At 48.3% G+C, this 17,787-nt stretch carries 17 protein-coding genes; all 17 read right to left on the reverse strand.

Annotated features, from left to right (window positions below):
- Positions 1-21 precede the first annotated feature (21 nt).
- The 17 genes from NSS79_RS20315 to NSS79_RS20395 all read right to left on the reverse strand — a co-directional run bounded on the left by NSS79_RS20315 (position 22) and on the right by NSS79_RS20395 (position 17,748).
- Entirely contained in the window at positions 22-969 is a 948-nt protein-coding gene (locus NSS79_RS20315) for a kinesin (RefSeq protein ID WP_342435880.1), read from the reverse strand.
- 18 nt (positions 970-987) lie between these two features.
- Entirely contained in the window at positions 988-1,431 is a 444-nt protein-coding gene (fliJ, locus tag NSS79_RS20320; RefSeq protein WP_038593525.1) for a flagellar export protein FliJ, read from the reverse strand.
- Positions 1,432-1,437: 6 nt separating this feature from the next.
- Complete coding sequence (gene fliI / locus NSS79_RS20325) at positions 1,438-2,763, reverse strand: flagellar protein export ATPase FliI (protein ID WP_231578293.1); 1,326 nt, start codon at positions 2,761-2,763, stop codon at positions 1,438-1,440.
- Positions 2,744-3,595 (reverse strand): FliH/SctL family protein, encoded by an 852-nt coding sequence (locus NSS79_RS20330; protein WP_342435881.1) that lies wholly within the window; start codon positions 3,593-3,595, stop codon positions 2,744-2,746. Before NSS79_RS20330 ends, fliI begins: the two co-directional genes overlap by 20 nt.
- Entirely contained in the window at positions 3,588-4,604 is a 1,017-nt protein-coding gene (gene fliG, locus NSS79_RS20335; RefSeq protein ID WP_038593531.1) for a flagellar motor switch protein FliG, read from the reverse strand. Before fliG ends, NSS79_RS20330 begins: the two co-directional genes overlap by 8 nt.
- Positions 4,605-4,608: 4 nt before the next feature.
- Positions 4,609-6,198, reverse strand: a complete 1,590-nt coding sequence (gene fliF, locus NSS79_RS20340; RefSeq protein WP_342435882.1) for a flagellar basal-body MS-ring/collar protein FliF — start codon at positions 6,196-6,198, stop codon at positions 4,609-4,611.
- Between the two features lie 35 nt (positions 6,199-6,233).
- Positions 6,234-6,542: a flagellar hook-basal body complex protein FliE gene (fliE, locus tag NSS79_RS20345; protein ID WP_342435883.1), complete on the reverse strand. Its 309-nt coding sequence runs from the start codon at positions 6,540-6,542 to the stop codon at positions 6,234-6,236.
- A 30-nt stretch (positions 6,543-6,572) separates the two neighbouring features.
- On the reverse strand, positions 6,573-7,019 hold the full coding sequence (gene flgC, locus NSS79_RS20350; RefSeq protein ID WP_038593540.1) for a flagellar basal body rod protein FlgC: 447 nt from the start codon (positions 7,017-7,019) through the stop codon (positions 6,573-6,575).
- A gap of 6 nt (positions 7,020-7,025) precedes the next feature.
- A complete protein-coding gene (gene flgB, locus NSS79_RS20355) occupies positions 7,026-7,433 on the reverse strand; it encodes a flagellar basal body rod protein FlgB (protein ID WP_342435884.1) in 408 nt (135 codons plus the stop codon).
- A 378-nt stretch (positions 7,434-7,811) separates the two neighbouring features.
- Entirely contained in the window at positions 7,812-9,212 is a 1,401-nt protein-coding gene (hslU, locus tag NSS79_RS20360; protein ID WP_342435885.1) for an ATP-dependent protease ATPase subunit HslU, read from the reverse strand.
- A 33-nt stretch (positions 9,213-9,245) separates the two neighbouring features.
- The gene (gene hslV, locus NSS79_RS20365) at positions 9,246-9,788 is read right to left on the reverse strand and encodes an ATP-dependent protease subunit HslV (protein ID WP_038593549.1); all 543 of its coding nucleotides are present in this window, start codon (positions 9,786-9,788) and stop codon (positions 9,246-9,248) included.
- A 67-nt stretch (positions 9,789-9,855) separates the two neighbouring features.
- On the reverse strand, positions 9,856-11,214 hold the full coding sequence (trmFO, locus tag NSS79_RS20370) for an FADH(2)-oxidizing methylenetetrahydrofolate--tRNA-(uracil(54)-C(5))-methyltransferase TrmFO (protein ID WP_342435886.1): 1,359 nt from the start codon (positions 11,212-11,214) through the stop codon (positions 9,856-9,858).
- A 24-nt stretch (positions 11,215-11,238) separates the two neighbouring features.
- Positions 11,239-13,335 carry a type I DNA topoisomerase gene (topA, locus tag NSS79_RS20375; protein WP_342435887.1) on the reverse strand — a complete coding sequence of 699 codons (2,097 nt, stop codon included), beginning with the start codon at positions 13,333-13,335 and terminating at the stop codon, positions 11,239-11,241.
- Positions 13,336-13,434: 99 nt separating this feature from the next.
- Positions 13,435-14,553, reverse strand: coding sequence for a DNA-processing protein DprA (dprA, locus tag NSS79_RS20380; RefSeq protein WP_342435888.1), 1,119 nt, complete (start codon positions 14,551-14,553; stop codon positions 13,435-13,437).
- Positions 14,554-14,781: 228 nt separating this feature from the next.
- Positions 14,782-15,711 (reverse strand): succinate--CoA ligase subunit alpha, encoded by a 930-nt coding sequence (gene sucD / locus NSS79_RS20385; RefSeq protein ID WP_038593560.1) that lies wholly within the window; start codon positions 15,709-15,711, stop codon positions 14,782-14,784.
- A 66-nt stretch (positions 15,712-15,777) separates the two neighbouring features.
- Positions 15,778-16,935: an ADP-forming succinate--CoA ligase subunit beta gene (sucC, locus tag NSS79_RS20390; protein ID WP_038593563.1), complete on the reverse strand. Its 1,158-nt coding sequence runs from the start codon at positions 16,933-16,935 to the stop codon at positions 15,778-15,780.
- Between the two features lie 348 nt (positions 16,936-17,283).
- Positions 17,284-17,748 (reverse strand): MarR family transcriptional regulator, encoded by a 465-nt coding sequence (locus NSS79_RS20395; RefSeq protein ID WP_038593568.1) that lies wholly within the window; start codon positions 17,746-17,748, stop codon positions 17,284-17,286.
- Positions 17,749-17,787: the final 39 nt, after the last annotated feature.

Genomic DNA, 17,787 nt, shown 5'->3' on the forward strand with positions numbered 1-17,787 from the left:
TTTTTCACCTCCTTTCAGGTGTTATTTACCACCCATCAGCCGATTTACAATTTTGGCAGTTTGGGCGCTGTTTTTCTTCGTCATCTCGCCTAAGATCGAGGATCTTACACTGTCGCTCACCGTATTCAATATCGTAATCACCTTATCAGGGCTAATACTGTACATGGAACCAAGCAGGGTTGCCGCTTCTGTCGCAGGCATGGACGTGAATGTCTGGCTGAGCTTGTCCTTATTGAGATTAGCGCTTGAAGTTGTTGTGGCCACACTAGCCTCGTTCTGCTTCAACCTCGATTGAAGGGCTGCAATAGCCATATCGGTAGAATCCGTCGTTTCTTTTAGCTTAATCGAGACATCTGCAGCCTTTTTAGGATCCATTTTTTCCAGAATCGCTGTTTTGCTGGCTTTACTCATGGCGCTAAAAACTTGAACCATTTCTTCGGTAGTTAAATTCTCCATAATCGGAGCTGCCTTGGAGGCTTTCATTCCCGCATACAGCTTGGCTAATTCAGCAACCTTCACTTCATACGGATCTTCCGTCTCCTCAGGAGCAACCTCCGCAGCTGCAGCTTCTTCCTTCATACCGTCAATCTGCTTTTGGAGCGCCTGAACCTGTGTTTCCTGAGTCGTTTTTTCTTCGCTCACCTGCTGCAGCTGTTTGGCCTGCTCAGCAACCTGGGCCTTAAGTTTTTTGATCGTTGTTTCCGAACTTGCCTCCTGCTCTTCGCTTTGCGCTTCAGGATCAGCGGCAGTCTCGCTCCCCGGTTCGGCGGGAGGATCAGGAATCACCTTTTCGATAAAAGGGATCTTGTTTCCGATTGCCAGCACGTTGTTGCGGATATCCATATTAAATAGAGTCAACAACACACCAAGCAGTACGAGAGTGAATATGATCGGAATCATTAAGAACAAAAACCGCTCGAATTTACCTGCTGACTCTTCGTTTTCAAATTCCATATCATTGTTAGCCACTAGCGGAAACCTCCCGGGTTAGAGGGATTTCATCGCGAAGCGGACGGTAGCCATCTCATCCAGTTCGTTTTGTTCCCGTAAAATCATATTCTGCTGAAATATAGTTTGAGCCTTGTCTTTGGCTTTCAGCCAGACCTTCTCGTCAAGGACCTTAGTGCTAAGATGATCCTGCTTATGCTGCACCTCTACATGAGCCCGGCGGATATCCAAATGCTTGCGGGCGATACAGGTATCCAGATAATCCATGTAATCCTGCATCTCTCTTATCTTGGCCATCGGTGTCTTTTGTTCGGCTGCACTTTGCAGGGACAGCATCAGTGTGCTGCGCTGAGAGATTAATTCATCAAGACTTTTTTCCTGGGCTTGCAATTCTCCGAGCGCACTTGAAAGCATCCACTCTGCCTGTGTTTTTTCGTTGCCTTTCAAGTCCACAACTTTTTGAAAAGTATAATGGAACCTCACTGCTGATCAACTCCTCGAGAACTGTGAAATTAATGATTGTTGAACCTCGGCCAGCGTCACTTTTTCGTTAACTTTCTGTTTCGTGAAATCCCAGATGCTGTCGATATAATGCATCGACTCATCAATCTGGGCATTCGAGCCTCTCTGATAGGCACCGATATTGATCAAGTCCTCTGAATCCTTATATACCGCCATAAGTCGTTTTACATTTTCGGCCGCGTCAATTTGCTCCTCGGGAGCAATATCCTTCATTACACGACTGATGCTGGCCAGTACATCAATTGCAGGAAAGTGACCTTTATTGGCGATATTCCGGTTGAGCACAATATGTCCGTCGAGTATACCCCGCACAGCATCGGCAATGGGTTCATTCATATCGTCACCATCCACCAGCACTGTGTAAAAAGCGGTAATGGAACCTGTTGGCCCTGTTCCCGCCCGTTCCAGCAGCTTGGGCAGACTAGCAAATACGGAAGGAGTGTAACCTCTCATTGCAGGAGGTTCGCCTACCGCCAGCCCTACTTCGCGCTGTGCCATGGCGTAACGTGTTACCGAATCCATCATCAGCATCACATTCAGTCCACGGTCGCGGAAATATTCAGCAATCGTTGTGGCAATCAGCGCACCTTTGATCCGTATGAGTGCCGGCTGGTCGGATGTAGCAACAATAACTACTGAGCGCTGCAGACCTTCAGGCCCTAAATCACGTTCAATGAAATCCAGCACTTCCCTGCCCCGCTCACCTATAAGGGCAATCACATTCACGTCCGCCGAAGTATTGCGGGCGATCATGCCCATTAGAGTACTCTTACCGACGCCGGACCCTGCAAAAATCCCTACCCGCTGTCCTTTGCCGATCGTAAGCAGACCGTCGATCGCCCGGACGCCAATACTGATGGGCTCATGCACCCGGGGACGGTTCAGCGGATTGGACGGAATATTGAAGGTTGAGCTATGCGGCATCCGGGCTGGAATCAGTGAGCCGTCAAGCGGCTGGCCCAATCCATCCAGCACCTTGCCAAGCAGTTCGGAACCAACCTGAACGCTCAGCGGTTTGCCTGTACCTACAACATCACAGCCGGGGCCTATCGCCTGCAATTCTCCAAGAGGCATCAGCAGCACTTTATTATCGCGGAAGCCTACAACCTCAGCCTGCAGCGGCTTATTGCCTTTTGAAGGATAGATGTAGCAGACATCACCGATGCTGGCATCCGGCCCTTCTGACTCAACCATTAGCCCGATCACCTGGGTAACCTTCCCGTTAATTCTTACAGGATCGAAATTACGCAGCTGTTCTTTATATCGCCCACTGTCAAGCATCGCCTTCCCCATTTCTGTGCTCCTCGGTGTCCAATGCAATTCGAACCAGCTCTTTCTTGATTTCTGCAAGCTGAGTGTCGATTCGTGCATCAATGCTGCCGAAGGAAGAGCGGATCACACACCCAAGATCCTTAACTGTGGAATCAGGCAGGATTTGCAGTTCGGCCTGCGAATCCACCGCCAGCGCCAATTCTTCCCTGGCCGCATTGACGAAAGCGAACTGCGCAGGTGAAACGCAGAGGGAGATAAGTCCCTGCTCACGTTTGCGGGCCAGATTCTTGCGGATCAGATCCAGTGCGAACTGCGGTTCAACCGTCAGCTGCTTGTCCACAATTTTCTCGGCGATACTGCAGCTAAGCTCCACCAGGAAAGGTTCAGCTTCCTGAATAATGACGTCTCTCCCGCGGTATGCCTCTTGAAGAACATTACGTGCTTCCTCCATCATCTCCGCAAGCTTCTGCACCATATCCTGTTCAGCCTGTGTGACGCCTTCCTGATACCCTTGCTGAAACGCCTCCGCCTTGATAGCTTCTATAAGATGCTCATCCTGCTCCCTACGCTGCCGCCACCATTCCTCAGCTTCATTCCGTGCCGATTCCACAATATTCTCAGCTTCCTGCGATGCGTTCCGGACCTGTCCTTCAGCGAACTCCTGGGCGTCCTTCAGCATTTGCTTGCGTGCTTGCTCTGCCTCTTCACGGGCCGGGTCCTGATATTGAACCTCTCCTGATGCTGTTTCTTCGTGAGCCGGCTCTACAACAAGCCCTGCATGCTGCCTGGCTTGTTCCAGCCGCTTAAGCACATCTACGGGAACATATTGAGAATGTTTAATCAGCTTAGACAATGATGTCATCTCCTCCACCACGGGCGATGATAATTTCACCTGACTCTTCGAGTCTGCGGATCGTGCCTACAATGCGGGTCTGTGCTTCCTCAACATCACGCAACCGCACCGGACCCATATATTCCATTTCCTCGCGGAAGCTTTCGGCCATCCGTTTGGACATGTTGCGGAAAATAACATCGCGCACTTCTTCACTGGCCACTTTGAGTGCAAGCTGCAAATCCGCATTCTCGATATCTTTGATAATGCGCTGGATGGAACGGTTGTCGACATTGACAATATCCTCGAACACGAACATCCGTTTTTTGATCTCTTCGGCCAGCTCCGGATCCTGTATTTCCAGGGAATCCAGAATCGTACGTTCCGTCCCCCGGTCAACACCGTTCAGGATCTGTACGATAGATTCGATACCGCCTGCATTTGTATAATCCTGCGTTACTGTTGCAGAAAGCTTCTGCTCCAGCACGCGTTCGATTTGCGTGACGACCTCTGGTGAAGTACTATCCATAATCGCGATTCTTCTCGCAACTTCAGCCTGCTTCTCTTGTGGCAACGAAGAAAGAATGGAAGCTGCCTGCTCAAACTGCAGATAAGATAATACAAGGGCAATAGTTTGTACATTTTCATTCTGGATAAAGTTTAATATTTGATGCGGATCAGCTTTGCGTGCAAAATCAAAGGGTCTGACTTGCAGTGTTGCCGTCAGGCGGTTAATGACCTCCATAGCCTTGGTTGAACCAAGCGCTTTCTCCAGAATCTCCTTGGCGTAGTTAATACCGCCTTGAGAGATATATTCCTGAGCGAGGCATATTTGGTGAAACTCGGACATGATTGACTCTTTCTCGCCGCTATCCACCTTACGGACATTGGCTATCTCCAGAGTCAGTTGCTCAATTTCCTCGTCTCTTAGATGTTTGAATATTTGTGCCGATACCTCAGGGCCTAGTGTGATAAGCAGGATCGCCGCTTTTTGACGGCCGCTGAGACCCTGCTGGCTAGCTTTTGCCATTAGTTCACCTCTGTTCGTCTGCAAGCCATGTACGCAACAAGTTTACGAATTCATCCGGCTTTTTCTTCGCCAGACTTTCCAACTGCTTGCGAACCTGACTTTCATTCGTCACGCTCTCAAAGTTAATAGAAGGAAACTCGGTAGGAACCTGCAGCGGAATGTCTTCTTCCACTTCTTCTTCTTCTGTCTTCTTGCGGCTGCGGTAAATGAAGTATCCCCCGCCTGCGCCGACCAGCAATGCTGCCGCAGCAATGGCCCAAATCATCCACGTAGCAAGTCCGCCCGACCCTGTATCAGCAGCTGTATCTCCAAATTGTTGCGAGTATACCGAAACTTTTTTGGTCAAATCTGCGTCTGTATAAGTGACTCCTGAATCTGCTAGAGTAGCTCTTACAATATTGGTCAGAATATTCTTAATTGCTGCTGAAGTAGTATCATCTAAAATATTTTGTCCTGTAGGTGGTTCAACCGCAACATTTATGGTTAAATCTTTTACAGTATACGGGCTAGCGATAATATCCTTGGTGATCCGGTTCACTTCGTAGTTTCGGGTCTCTGATGATTCTTCAGATGTAGAAGCGCCTGTATTAGTTCCAGATGGATAACCTGAGACATCTTCTGAGCCCGTACCCGCAACGCCTCCGGTAGTATTTCCTTGCCCCGAATAGGAATTGCTGATAATCTGCGAACTGATTTCAATCCCTTTCATATTCTCTGTATCTACCGGAGTAACAAGGTCTTCTTTCCGGTTCTCTTTGTCAAAATTCAACTTAGAGAAGACAAGGACATCAACTTTATCCGGTCCTGTGAGCGTAGTTAGGAACTGTTTCACATTTTTCTTAACTTCTTCTTCAAATTTCTTTTGAAGAGCAAAGTTTTCTTCAACCTGGTTGGTAACCCCTGCCTGTCCGCCTTTAGCTGTCGGCATCAACTCGATCTCGTTATTTGCAATCGTGATGTTGTCAATCGGCAAATTCGGCACAGCAGTCTTTACAAGGTTGAAATAACCGTCAATATTGTCTTGTGATGGTCTAAATCCTGGATCAAAGGAAAGTACAACGGAAGCCGAAGCCTGCTCCTGACCCTCTTGAGCGGCAAAGACCGTCTCTTTGGGCAAATTAATCAGCACCTTAGCATCCTTGATTCCCTGCATCCGTCTCATCAGCTGTTCCACTTCACCATTTAGAGCATTGTTGTATTTAACATCAAACTCACTGTCCGTCGTACCGATCATCGACGAAGATTCGTCAAACACTTTATACCCGATGGAACCTCCCTGCACGATTCCCTGCGAGCCAATATCCACTTTAATGCGAGCGGCTTCTGTGCTTGGTACGGATATGCTGTGTCCATCCGGACTTAAACGGTATGAAATTCCTTTTGTATCCAGGTAAGTCATGACTCCAGCGGAGTCTGTGCTGTCCAGATCTCGAAATGCCACTTCATATTCCGTTTTCGAAAGCCTCATGGTCAAAACTACGATTATTAAAATAATGATAAACAATGTAGAAAAAAATAAAATCTTCTGTTTAGCGCTAAATCTGTTCCAATACTGAGTGATTTTCTCCCGGTACTGGGCCAATCGTTCATTCACAGTGTCACCCCATCCGAAACTAAGCTAAGGATTATTTAGATTTGAGTTCTCATAATTTCCTGATAGGCTTCGATCACTTTGTTCCGGACTTGTGTAGTCAGCTGCAAACTCAGCAATGCCTGCTGGGAAGAAATCAAAGCCTCATCAATGTTGACTTCTCCCAATACGAATTTATTATTCATATCCTTGGAATATTGCTCTTGCTCTGCCACTTGATTAAGTGCATCCTGCAGATAAGAACCAAAGCTTTGTTTGGAACCGCTAACCGCTTCTGACTCAGCAGCTACTGGCTTCATAGCAAGCGGTTGAACAGCTTGGGTTCCGATAGTTAAATTCTGTATCAACTGTTTTCCTCCTAAGATGTCATTTCAAAATTACCGTCCAATTTCAAGCGCTTTGCTTACCATAGCCTTGGACGCGTTCAGCATCGTAACATTAGCTTCATAGGAACGGTAGGAAGACAGCATATCCACCATTTCCTTCGTGACATCTACGTTAGGCATATACACATAACCTTCGGCATCCGCATCAGGATGGCTGGGGTTGTATACCGGCTTCATAGGTGAGGCATCGTCAATAATCGACTGTACCTTAACCCCTTCGCTTTCACCATTCATCTTAGCATTCAATATGTTGGAAAAACTTTTGTTCTCGGCTGTCTCCAGCACCACCAGCTTTCTCCGGTAAGGTACGGCTTTGCCGTCCACTACAGAGGCTCTGGTTGTTTCAGCATTGGCAATGTTGGAGGATATTACATCCATCCGCAGCCGCTGAGCGGTTAAAGCTGAAGCGCTTATTCCAAAACTGCTACCAAAATTCACTATTTGTTACCTCCCCTCAACTGCTGTGCGCATTTTAGTGATATCACTGTTTATCAGATGTACATAAGAGTTGTACCGAAGCTGATTCTCGGCGCTTAACGCCATCTCGCGCTCCATATCCACATTATTATCATTGTTGTTCATCGAGGTGGTGTGGTCTGTAGTGACTACTGCAGACGGAACGGCTGTAGCCGATCCGAATTGGAAATGGCGGGAATCCGATATCTTCGCGTTAAGCGTTGACTTCAGTCCATTTTCCTGTTGCCTAAGCAAACTTTCAAAAGAAACATCGGAGCGTTTGAAATTCGGTGTGTCGTTATTTGCCACATTGTTGGCCAAAACACTTTGTCGTTTATTGGCGGCATCAATGCCTGCCTGTAGTCTTTGAAAACTGACATTGTTTAGCAAACCCATGCAAATCCCCCCCTTCCAAAGCTATCATAATGAAAAGAATTCCACAACTTCTTCCGAAATCCTGCTACTTTCGACAAATAAAGCTAAATTTTTAACTTTTTTATGTGATGCAGGTCGAAATCTGTCGATGAAGATTTAAAATCTCAATCTCATATACATTGATTCTCTTAGAAATTGTATATTATTACAATAAGAAATAAGCCCTATCTTTTCTGAAAAGAGAGGGCTTAAAGCATGGTTTTTCAATTATTTACCTTTTTCGTTCCAATATTTAACTTTATTTAGCATATAGTGACATAAAAAGGTTGATTTCCACCGACTTTTGTCATGTCACTACTTCCATATACCTAATTTGAAGTAATTTTGGAGGCTGTCGGATTAGAGGATATACTGGCTTAAATCGCGGTCTTGTGCGATTTCTGACAGTTTTTCACGAACATATTCCGGAGTGATTACCATTGTTTCGAGAGTCAATTCAGGAGCTTCAAAAGATAGGTCTTCCAGCAGTTTCTCGAGAATGGTATGCAAACGACGCGCACCTATATTTTCCATGTTCTGGTTCACAGAGGCTGCAATTTTGGCAATTTCCTGGATCGCTTCCGGCTGGAACTCAATTTCAATGTTTTCTGTCTTGAGCAAATTAACATATTGTTTCGTCAGCGCATTCTCCGGTTCAGTCAATATGGAGACGAAATCCTCCAGTGTTAGACTGCTCAGCTCCACACGGATCGGGAATCGCCCCTGAAGCTCAGGGATAAGATCGGAAGGCTTCGCAATATGAAAGGCTCCCGCTGCCATAAACAGAACATAATCCGTCTTCACAGGTCCGTATTTAGTCATCACCGTAGATCCTTCGACGATAGGCAATATATCACGCTGCACCCCTTCACGGGAAACATCGGGTCCAGAACCTTTGCCCTGGCTGGCAACCTTATCGATTTCATCGATAAAAATAATACCTGACTGCTCGGCACGGGACACGGATTCCTGAATAACGTCGTCCATGTCAATCAGCTTGGCCGCTTCATCCTGAATCAGCACTTTGCGTGCTTCCTTGATCGGAAGCTTGCGTTTTTTGGTCCGCTTGGGCAGTAGACTGCCGAACATTTCCTGCATGTTCATTCCCATCTGGTCATTGCCTTGTCCGGCAAACATGTCCAGCATCGTAGGGGCGGTATCCTCCACGTCGATTTCAATGATGTCGTCTTCCAGCTGCCCTGCCAGCAGTTTGAATTTGACACCTCGCCGGCGTTCGCTGAGCGAACCATCCTCGGGCTCTTCCTTTGTATCTTCGGAGCTTGCGTTATTGCCGCCGAAAATCATTTCGAAGGGATTGCGCTGTGACTTGTTCTTGGAAGTAGACGGAACAAGAATCGAGACGATCCGCTCATTCGCCAATTCTTCAGCCCGGTCTTTCACCTTCTCTGTCCGCTCAAGCTTAACCATACGGATGGAGGTCTCCACCAAATCACGGACCATGGATTCCACATCGCGCCCCACATAACCAACCTCGGTAAACTTGGTAGCCTCTACTTTGATGAACGGGGCATTTACAAGCTTGGCAAGCCGGCGGGCGATCTCAGTCTTCCCTACCCCAGTAGGACCGATCATCAGAATGTTTTTTGGAACAACTTCATCCCGCAGCTCTTCAGCAAGCAAACTGCGTCGGTAACGGTTACGCAGTGCAACTGCCACCGATTTTTTTGCCTGCTTCTGGCCAACGATATATTTATCGAGCTCTGCTACGATTTGACGCGGTGTAAGCGATTGATTACCCATTATGACTTCCTCCCTCTTTCTGCGGCACCGTGCCTATAATTGTTCAACAATAATATTGGAATTGGTATATACACAAATCTCGGAAGCGATTTGCAGTGCTTCCCTGGCGATTTCGGCAGCTTCTAAATTCGGAGCATGGCGTTTCAGCGCACGTCCTGACGCCAGTGCAAAGTTGCCTCCGGAGCCAATGGCCAACACATCATCATCCGGTTCAATGATTTCACCGTTGCCGGAGATCAGCAGCATTCCCTCTTTATCCATCACAATCATTAAGGCTTCCAGCTTGCGCAGGATGCGGTCCTGGCGCCAATCCTTGGCCAGCTCCACTGCTGCCCGCTGCAGATTGCCGTGATGCTCCTCCAGCTTGCCTTCAAACTTCTCGAATAAAGTAATCGCATCGGCCACGGAACCCGCAAAGCCAGCGATTACTTGTCCTCTGTACAGGCGGCGGACTTTTTTAGCCGTCGTCTTCATGATGACACTTTCTCCAAAAGTAACCTGACCATCGCCGGCTATTGCCGCATGGCCATTATGTCTAACCGCACAAATTGTAGTCGCATGAAAGCTGGGTAACATGATTTTGCAACCTCCTAAAAGTTTTGTGGGATGCCACTTGCAAAAGAACGGCTTAACACACCCTAGTTTATGACGGGCTTGGTTCAGTGATCTCCGGTTCTGTGTAGGGAAGTCCTGTGCGGGCTGCGAAATCGGCAATACTGTCTAGTGCGCGGTGAGCCAGAAATTCATTTTTTTCCTTCTTGCTGCGGATTTTCTTCTCAAGCTTAGGAAGCAGGCCGAAGTTGGCATTCATTGGCTGGAAATGTTCTGGATCCGCGGAAGTGATGTAAGCAGGCATGCTGCCCAGCACACTGTCCTCCGGGAAGATCAAGCCCTCCTCGCCAAGCGCAGCTCTGGCCGCGTTAATTCCGGCGATCATTCCGGAAGCAGCTGATTCCACATAACCTTCGACACCCGTCATCTGTCCGGCAAAAAATAATCTTTCCTTGCCTTTCATCTGATAAGTCGGATGCAGCAGTTTGGGAGAATTAATAAAAGTATTGCGGTGCATTACGCCATAACGGACATATTCCGCATTCTCAAGACCCGGGATCAGCGAGAAAACGCGTTTCTGTTCCCCCCACTTAAGATGGGTCTGGAATCCAACCAGGTTGTACAGTGTACCTGCAGCATTATCCTGACGCAGCTGCACTACTGCATGAGGCAATTTTCCAGTGTGGGGATTCATGAGTCCTACCGGCTTCATTGGGCCGAACAACGCCGTTTGCTTGCCGCGCTTCATCATGATTTCAATCGGCATACAGCCTTCAAAATAAATCTCTTTCTCAAAATCTTTAAGTGCTGCGGTCTCGGCCGAGATCAGCGCATCATAAAAAACATCAAATTCCTCTTCCGTCATCGGACAGTTAAGATAGGCTGCTTCCCCTTTGTCATAACGGGAGGCCAAATACACCTTGCTCATGTCGATGGTGTCTTTCTCCACAATCGGCGCTGCAGCGTCATAGAAGTAGAAATATTCTTCACCGAGCAGCGCTTTAATCTCAGCAGATAAAGCCGGAGAAGTCAGCGGACCGGTCGCGATAACGACAATCCCTTCCTCCGGTATATGCGTAAGTTCTTCATTTATGACTTCCACCAAAGGATGATTGTGCAGCGTCGAAGTAATTTCACCCGAAAATCCGTCCCGGTCTACGGCAAGCGCACCGCCGGCAGGAACCGCATGACGGTCTGCAGCACCCAGGACCAGCGAATTCAACCGCCGCATTTCTTCCTTTAATACACCAACGGCATTACCAAGACCATTTGCACGCAGGGAGTTGCTGCATACCAGTTCAGCGAACTGATCCGTGTGATGCGCAGGCGTCTTTACAACAGGTCTCATTTCATATAGTCTGACCGGCACTCCGCTCGAAGCGATCTGCCATGCGGCCTCACTGCCGGCAAGACCGGCGCCTATTACTGTTACTTTAGCTGTTTCTGTCAATTTCCTTTCCTCCTGTAGCGACTATTATTCTGCTAATTCTTCGTTGTCCAATACAGCCTCTGTATGATCGCACGAGGTGCATTGCAGCTTGGTTCCTTGTTTGTTGCGCTTCTCAACCATCCAGGAGTTGCATACAGGGCATGGTTTAATGGAAGGTCTATCCCAGGAAACAAAATCACAGCCTGGATACTGATCGCAGCCGTAGAAGACGCGTCCCTTTTTGCTGCGCCGCTCAACAACCTTGCCTTCATGACATTTCGGGCAGTTTACTCCGATATCCTTCACGATCGGCTTGGTATTGCGGCAATCCGGAAATCCTGAACATGCCAGAAATTTCCCGAAACGCCCCAGCTTGTAAACCATCGGCTTGCCGCATTTCTCGCAGAGCTCGTCGGAGACCTCATCTTCAATCTCGATCTCTTTCATTTCTTCTTCCGCGAAGATTAGCCGTTTCTCGAAAGACTCGTAAAATTCGGCAAGCACCTTCACCCAATCCTCCGCGCCTTCTTCTACATGGTCAAGATCCCCCTCCATATGTGCTGTAAATTCCACATCGAGAATTTCGGGGAAAAACTCCTCCATCTGCTCTATAATCAGCTCACCAAGTTCAGTGGGCATAAATTTCTTCTCTTCAATAGCCACATAACCACGCTTCTGGATCGTTTCCAGCGTTGGTGCATAGGTACTTGGACGCCCAATACCCAACTCTTCCAGCGTCTTAACAAGACGTGCTTCTGTATAACGCGGTGGAGGCTGAGTGAAATGCTGTTTGGGTTCAATGTCCTGTTTAGTCAGATCATCTCCGGCTTTGAGCGGAGGCAGAAACTTCTCTTCATCTGTTGTTCCATCATCATTTCCTTCTACATAAACCTTCATAAAGCCCGGGAAAGAAACCTTTGAGCCTACGGCTCTGAAGACAGCATCGCCTGCGGCGATATCCACGGAGAGCGTATCCAAGAGCGCAGAAGCCATTTGACTGGATACAAAACGCTCCCAGATCAGCTTATACAAGCGGAATTGATCGCGGCTCATATATTCTTTTACGGTCTCCGGCTCGCGGAATGCTGAAGTAGGGCGGATCGCTTCATGCGCGTCCTGCGAACCTGCGGCTTTTTTGGAATACTGGCGAGGCGACTCCGGCACAAACTTCTCACCGTATTTTGCCCCAATCAGTTCCTTGGCTTCATCTTGTGCCGTTGTGGACAGCCGGGTGGAGTCAGTACGCATGTAGGTAATTAAACCGACGGTGCCTTCTTTGCCCAGTTCCACACCTTCATAGAGCTGCTGTGCCACGGACATCGTCTTGGCCGCACGAAAGCCCAGTTTACGTGCAGCTTCCTGCTGCAGTGAACTTGTCGTAAACGGTGCAGAAGGGTGGCGCTGCCTCTCCTTCTCTTTCACTTCATTTACTTTGAAAGCGGCGTCCTTGATAGCTTCCAGAACTTCCTGAACATCGCTTTCCTGGCCCAGCTCTTTTTTCACTCCGTTCAGCTTATGAAACTTCGCTTCAAAACTGGAGTCACGAATGCCAAGCTTTGCGGTGATGCTCCAATATTCAGTAGGGACGAAAGCGGAAATTTCATTCTCCCGGTCCATAATGATCTTGACTGCAACCGATTGAACGCGTCCGGCCGACAGGCCTTTTTTGACTTTCTTCCATAATAGTGGGCTAATCTTGTAACCGACAAGGCGGTCAAGAATCCGCCGGGCCTGCTGTGCGTTCACAAGATCCATGTTGATTTTGCGGGGTGTCTTAAAAGCATCCTTGACTGCTTGTTTGGTGATTTCATTAAAAACAACACGGCACTCCTCGGTATTATCCAAATCCAGCGCATGCGCCAGATGCCAGGCAATGGCTTCACCTTCACGGTCCGGGTCAGCCGCCAGATAGACTTTTTTCACTTTTTTGCTGGCGTCTTTGAGTTCCTTCAATATGGAACCCTTTCCGCGGATCGTGATATATTTGGGACTGAAATCATTCTCTACTTCCACGCCAATCTGGCTCTTTGGCAAATCTCTGATATGTCCCATTGAGGCCTTTACGATATATTTACTGCCTAAATATTTGCCGATGGTCTTCGCTTTTGCAGGCGATTCGACGATAACTAATGCATCCGCCATAGGTTGTTCCTCCTAAAAGTTTTGTAAGCATAAGCTTCCTGGAACTGCTTCGGGCATATCTGAATCCGAAAGCGTACGCTTAACACAATCTCTTCTATATTAAATTACCTTATAAATTGCACCCGGTAATTGTGTTACCGCTTTTTTTATGATTAAAGATAACAGAACTGAATGCAAATGTCCAAAATCCCATCTCGTTCTACCCAACAGCTCATCCAACGTAAATGGGCCTTGATGCAGTATATGGTATAGGTGAGACTCCTCACTTGTCAATTTCTTTTCTGCCGACTTGTCCCCGTTTTCAAGGTTAAAGAGCTCATTCTCTCTCTGTTCCACCGACTTTACAGGCAGATAGAATATGTATTCTTCCACGATGTCGTGAGCACATGTCACTAATTTTGCCCCTTGTTTGATCAGGTCGTTCGCACCCCTGCTTTTGGGTGAAGTCACTGGACCCGGCACGGCAAAAACATCTCTACCGGCCTCCAGGGCGGCATCGGCAGTAATTAGCGAGCCACTGCGGCTGTCCGCCTCTACGACCACCGTCCCAAGGGCAAGGCCGGCAATAACCCGGTTGCGCTGTGGAAACAAGCCTGGGTGGCTTTTAGTGCCAATTGGATATTCGCTGATTACAAGTCCATCCTGTGCGATTTGATGTTCCAGTTCCCGGTTCTCTGAGGGATAGACCTTATCCAGTCCTGTCGCGACCACCGCAATCGTACTCCCGCATCCACGAAGGGCCGCTTCATGGCATACACTGTCGATCCCCCGGGCCAGTCCGCTGACCACAGTAAGGCCTGCCCCGCTCAGCTGCTCTGAGAGCGTCTCCCCTACCTTACGGCCATATGCCGTAGGCACACGGGTACCAACCATGGCAATCGCCGGGCGGGAGGCCAGGGTGAGGCTGCCACGATAGTAGAGCACCCATGGGGGCTGCGGCGTCTCTTTCAGAAGCCCGGGATACTCGTCGTCGAGCAAAGTTACCATTTCCACTCCGCTTTCTTTCATTAGAATGTGACGATGGTGAATCCACTCGGAAGTATATACCGCTTCGAGGCGCTGCGACATTTTCCCGCTGATTCCGACACGTTCCCAATCACCGGCACTACAGGTAAAAGCCAAATCCGTTAACATACCCGCTCGACGAATTTTGTCGATACTCTTCCAGCCGATGCCTTCCACTTCATTTAATCCAAACAACAAATATCGCGAATCCATATGTAAATTCTCCCTCTTGAGGAAGGTCAGCCTTCCCTATTTTGTGATACCTGTGTCAGAAATGCAAGTTACAGTTCCTTAAACGTCTATACGGCAGCAGATTTGTACGCAAAAAAAGCAACCTTTTATCCCCATGAACAGGAACAAAAGGTTGCTTACCTTTGAACATATTATACACGATGCCCTGCTAAAGAACATACGTATGCTGATAAATATAATAGTAGAAACTTAGCTTCCGGTAAAAGCGCTCAGAATGCCGCGCTCTTCCAGCACACTTACAAGTGTTGAGCCCATTTCTGCCGGAGTAGGAGCCACCTTAATACCGCAGGATTCCAGCACGGCAATTTTTTCGCTTGCCGTCCCTTTTCCTCCGGAAATAATCGCACCTGCATGGCCCATTCGTTTGCCTGGAGGTGCAGTAACCCCACCGATGAAACCAACTACCGGTTTGGTCATATTTTCCTTAATCCATACAGCAGCTTCTTCCTCCGCCGTACCGCCGATTTCTCCGATCATAATGACCGCCTTGGTTCCCGGATCCTCATTAAAAAGCTTGAGAATATCAATAAACTCCGATCCCTTAACCGGATCTCCGCCTATCCCTACTGCCGAAGACTGGCCGATGCCGCGCTCAGTTAGCTGATGCACCGCCTCATAGGTCAGAGTTCCGCTGCGTGAGACAACCCCTACGTACCCCGGAGTATGGATGTAGCCCGGCATAATGCCGATTTTACACTCTCCCGGTGTAATAACACCCGGACAGTTCGGACCAATCAGAACCGTAGAACGACCTTCCATATAACGCGATACTTTCACCATATCCAGTACCGGGATGCCTTCTGTAATGCAAATAACCAGTTCCAGCCCTGCATCCACTGCTTCCATAATGGAATCGGCAGCAAACGCCGGTGGCACATAAATTACACTCGCAGTTGCCCCGGTCGCTGCCTTGGCTGCTATCACCGTATCAAATACAGGAAGGCTGACCTCACTGCCGTTCTCCAGCGTGATGTTCACCGTCGTGCCGCCTTTGCCCGGTGTAACCCCGCCCACCATTTGCGTACCGTAATCCAGCGCTCCCTTGGTATGGAACAAGCCCGTTGATCCTGTTATGCCCTGCGTGATGACTTTCGTATTTTTATCTACAAGAATGCTCATGTTTTAGGTCACATCCCTACTTAGTTTGTCGAATACGAGCACTGGCGCTCAAAGGCCCAGCCGCGATTACACAAGAGCAACAATTTTGCGGGCACCGTCCGCCATGGAGTCGGCAGCAACGATATTCAGTCCGGAACCGGCAAGAATCTGCTTGCCCAGTGCCACATTGGTTCCCTCAAGACGCACTACGAGCGGTTTGGTCAGACCAAGTTGCCGGGCCGCTTCCACGACACCCGTGGCGATAACATCGCAGCGCATAATTCCACCGAATATATTGACGAAAATCCCGTTCACTTTATCATCGGACAAAATGATTTTAAAAGCTTCGGTAACCTTCTCAGTCGTCGCACCGCCCCCTACATCCAGGAAGTTGGCCGGTTCGCCGCCGTAATATTTAATGATATCCATTGTAGCCATCGCAAGTCCCGCACCGTTGACCATACAGCCGATGTTGCCGTCAAGGGCAATATAGCTGAGATCGTATTTCGAGGCTTCAATTTCCTTCTCGTCCTCTTCATCAAGGTCCCGCAGCTCCAGAATATCCTTATGCCGAAACAATGCGTTAGAGTCAAAATTAAGCTTGGCATCCAGAGCCATTACATTCCCGTCAGCTGTAACGACCAGCGGATTAATCTCCGCAATGGAGCAATCCTTATCCACAAAAGCCAAATATAGCGCTTGCATGAACTTGACAGCCTTATTCACCAGTTCTGTCGGAATAGCAATGCTGTACGCCAGTTTGCGGGCCTGGAAAGTCTGCAAGCCTACTGCAGGATCAATGATTTCCTTGAAAATCTTTTCCGGATGAGTGGCCGCTACCTCCTCAATTTCCGTGCCGCCTTCTTCAGAAGCCATCATGACCACCCGGCCGGAGCCACGGTCCACAACGATTCCAATGTAATATTCTTTCACAATCTGGCAGCCTTCTTCAATCAGCAGCCGCTTTACAACCTTGCCTTCAGGACCGGTTTGATGGGTCACCAGTGTCTTGCCAAGAATCTCTCCGGCATAAGACCGGACTTCGTCAAGCGACTTCGCTACCTTCACACCGCCGGCTTTTCCGCGTCCGCCTGCATGAATCTGCGCTTTTACCACCACTACCGGTGTACCCAGCGATACTGCAGCTTCTACTGCTTCCTCCACTGTATAAGCTACTTTTCCGTTCGGTACGGCTACGCCGTACTTCTTAAGTACTTCTTTTCCCTGATACTCGTGGATATTCATACCGGAAGCCTCCTAAAGTGTTGCGGTGGCTTAAACAGGCAGCCTGCAGCCATTCCGCTTTCCGTTTTGATTGTCCAAAGCCGGGTCCAGACCGGTTTATTGCTACATATTCCGGCACAAGCAGAAAACCTAACCACATCTAATAGAAACGGCGTGGCTTCTGCCAGTGACACAAGCTTTGAAATACAGATTTTCATCTATATTTAGCTATATGTCAGAAAAGGAAACCCAGAATATTGTAACATGTTTTAAAAGCGCTTTCCTCAAAAACTTTCACTATTTGCACACACATTTTCGCTTGATTTCATGCCGGAATGCGAACGATTATATTGACACAGCTTTCAAGAGCTATTTAGAGGCATTAATATTAGCTTCGTGTACACGAGCCAGAAGGTCTTTAAACTGGCCCAGCAGAGCAACAAATTCATCTGCCGACAGCATCGTTCCTTCCGCCATTTTCCCCGGAATGCATGCCGCTTCACCCTGCAGTGCCCAGCCCTTTTCTGTCAGGGAAATCAGAACCTTCCGCTCATCCTGCAAGGAACGCTCACGCAGAATCAAACCTGCTGCCTGCAGCCGTTTCAATAGCGGCGTTAAGGTGCCGGAGTCCAAAAAGAGGGCTTCGCCCAGCTCTTTAACCGTACACTGCTGTCTTTCCCAAAGCACGATCATCACAAGATACTGGGAGTACGTTAAACCAATCTTGTCCAGGTGAGGCTGGTACAGCTTCGTAAATTCGCGCGAGCAAGCATAGATGGTAAAACAAAGTTGATTATCAAGCATTAGCTCAGGAGTTGTCGTTGTCTTTTGCATTTCTTCTTCACCTGCCTTTATGACATTATTTTATCACAA

Source organism: Paenibacillus sp. FSL L8-0436, assembly GCF_038593025.1.
Lineage (GTDB): Bacteria > Bacillota > Bacilli > Paenibacillales > Paenibacillaceae > Paenibacillus_AQ.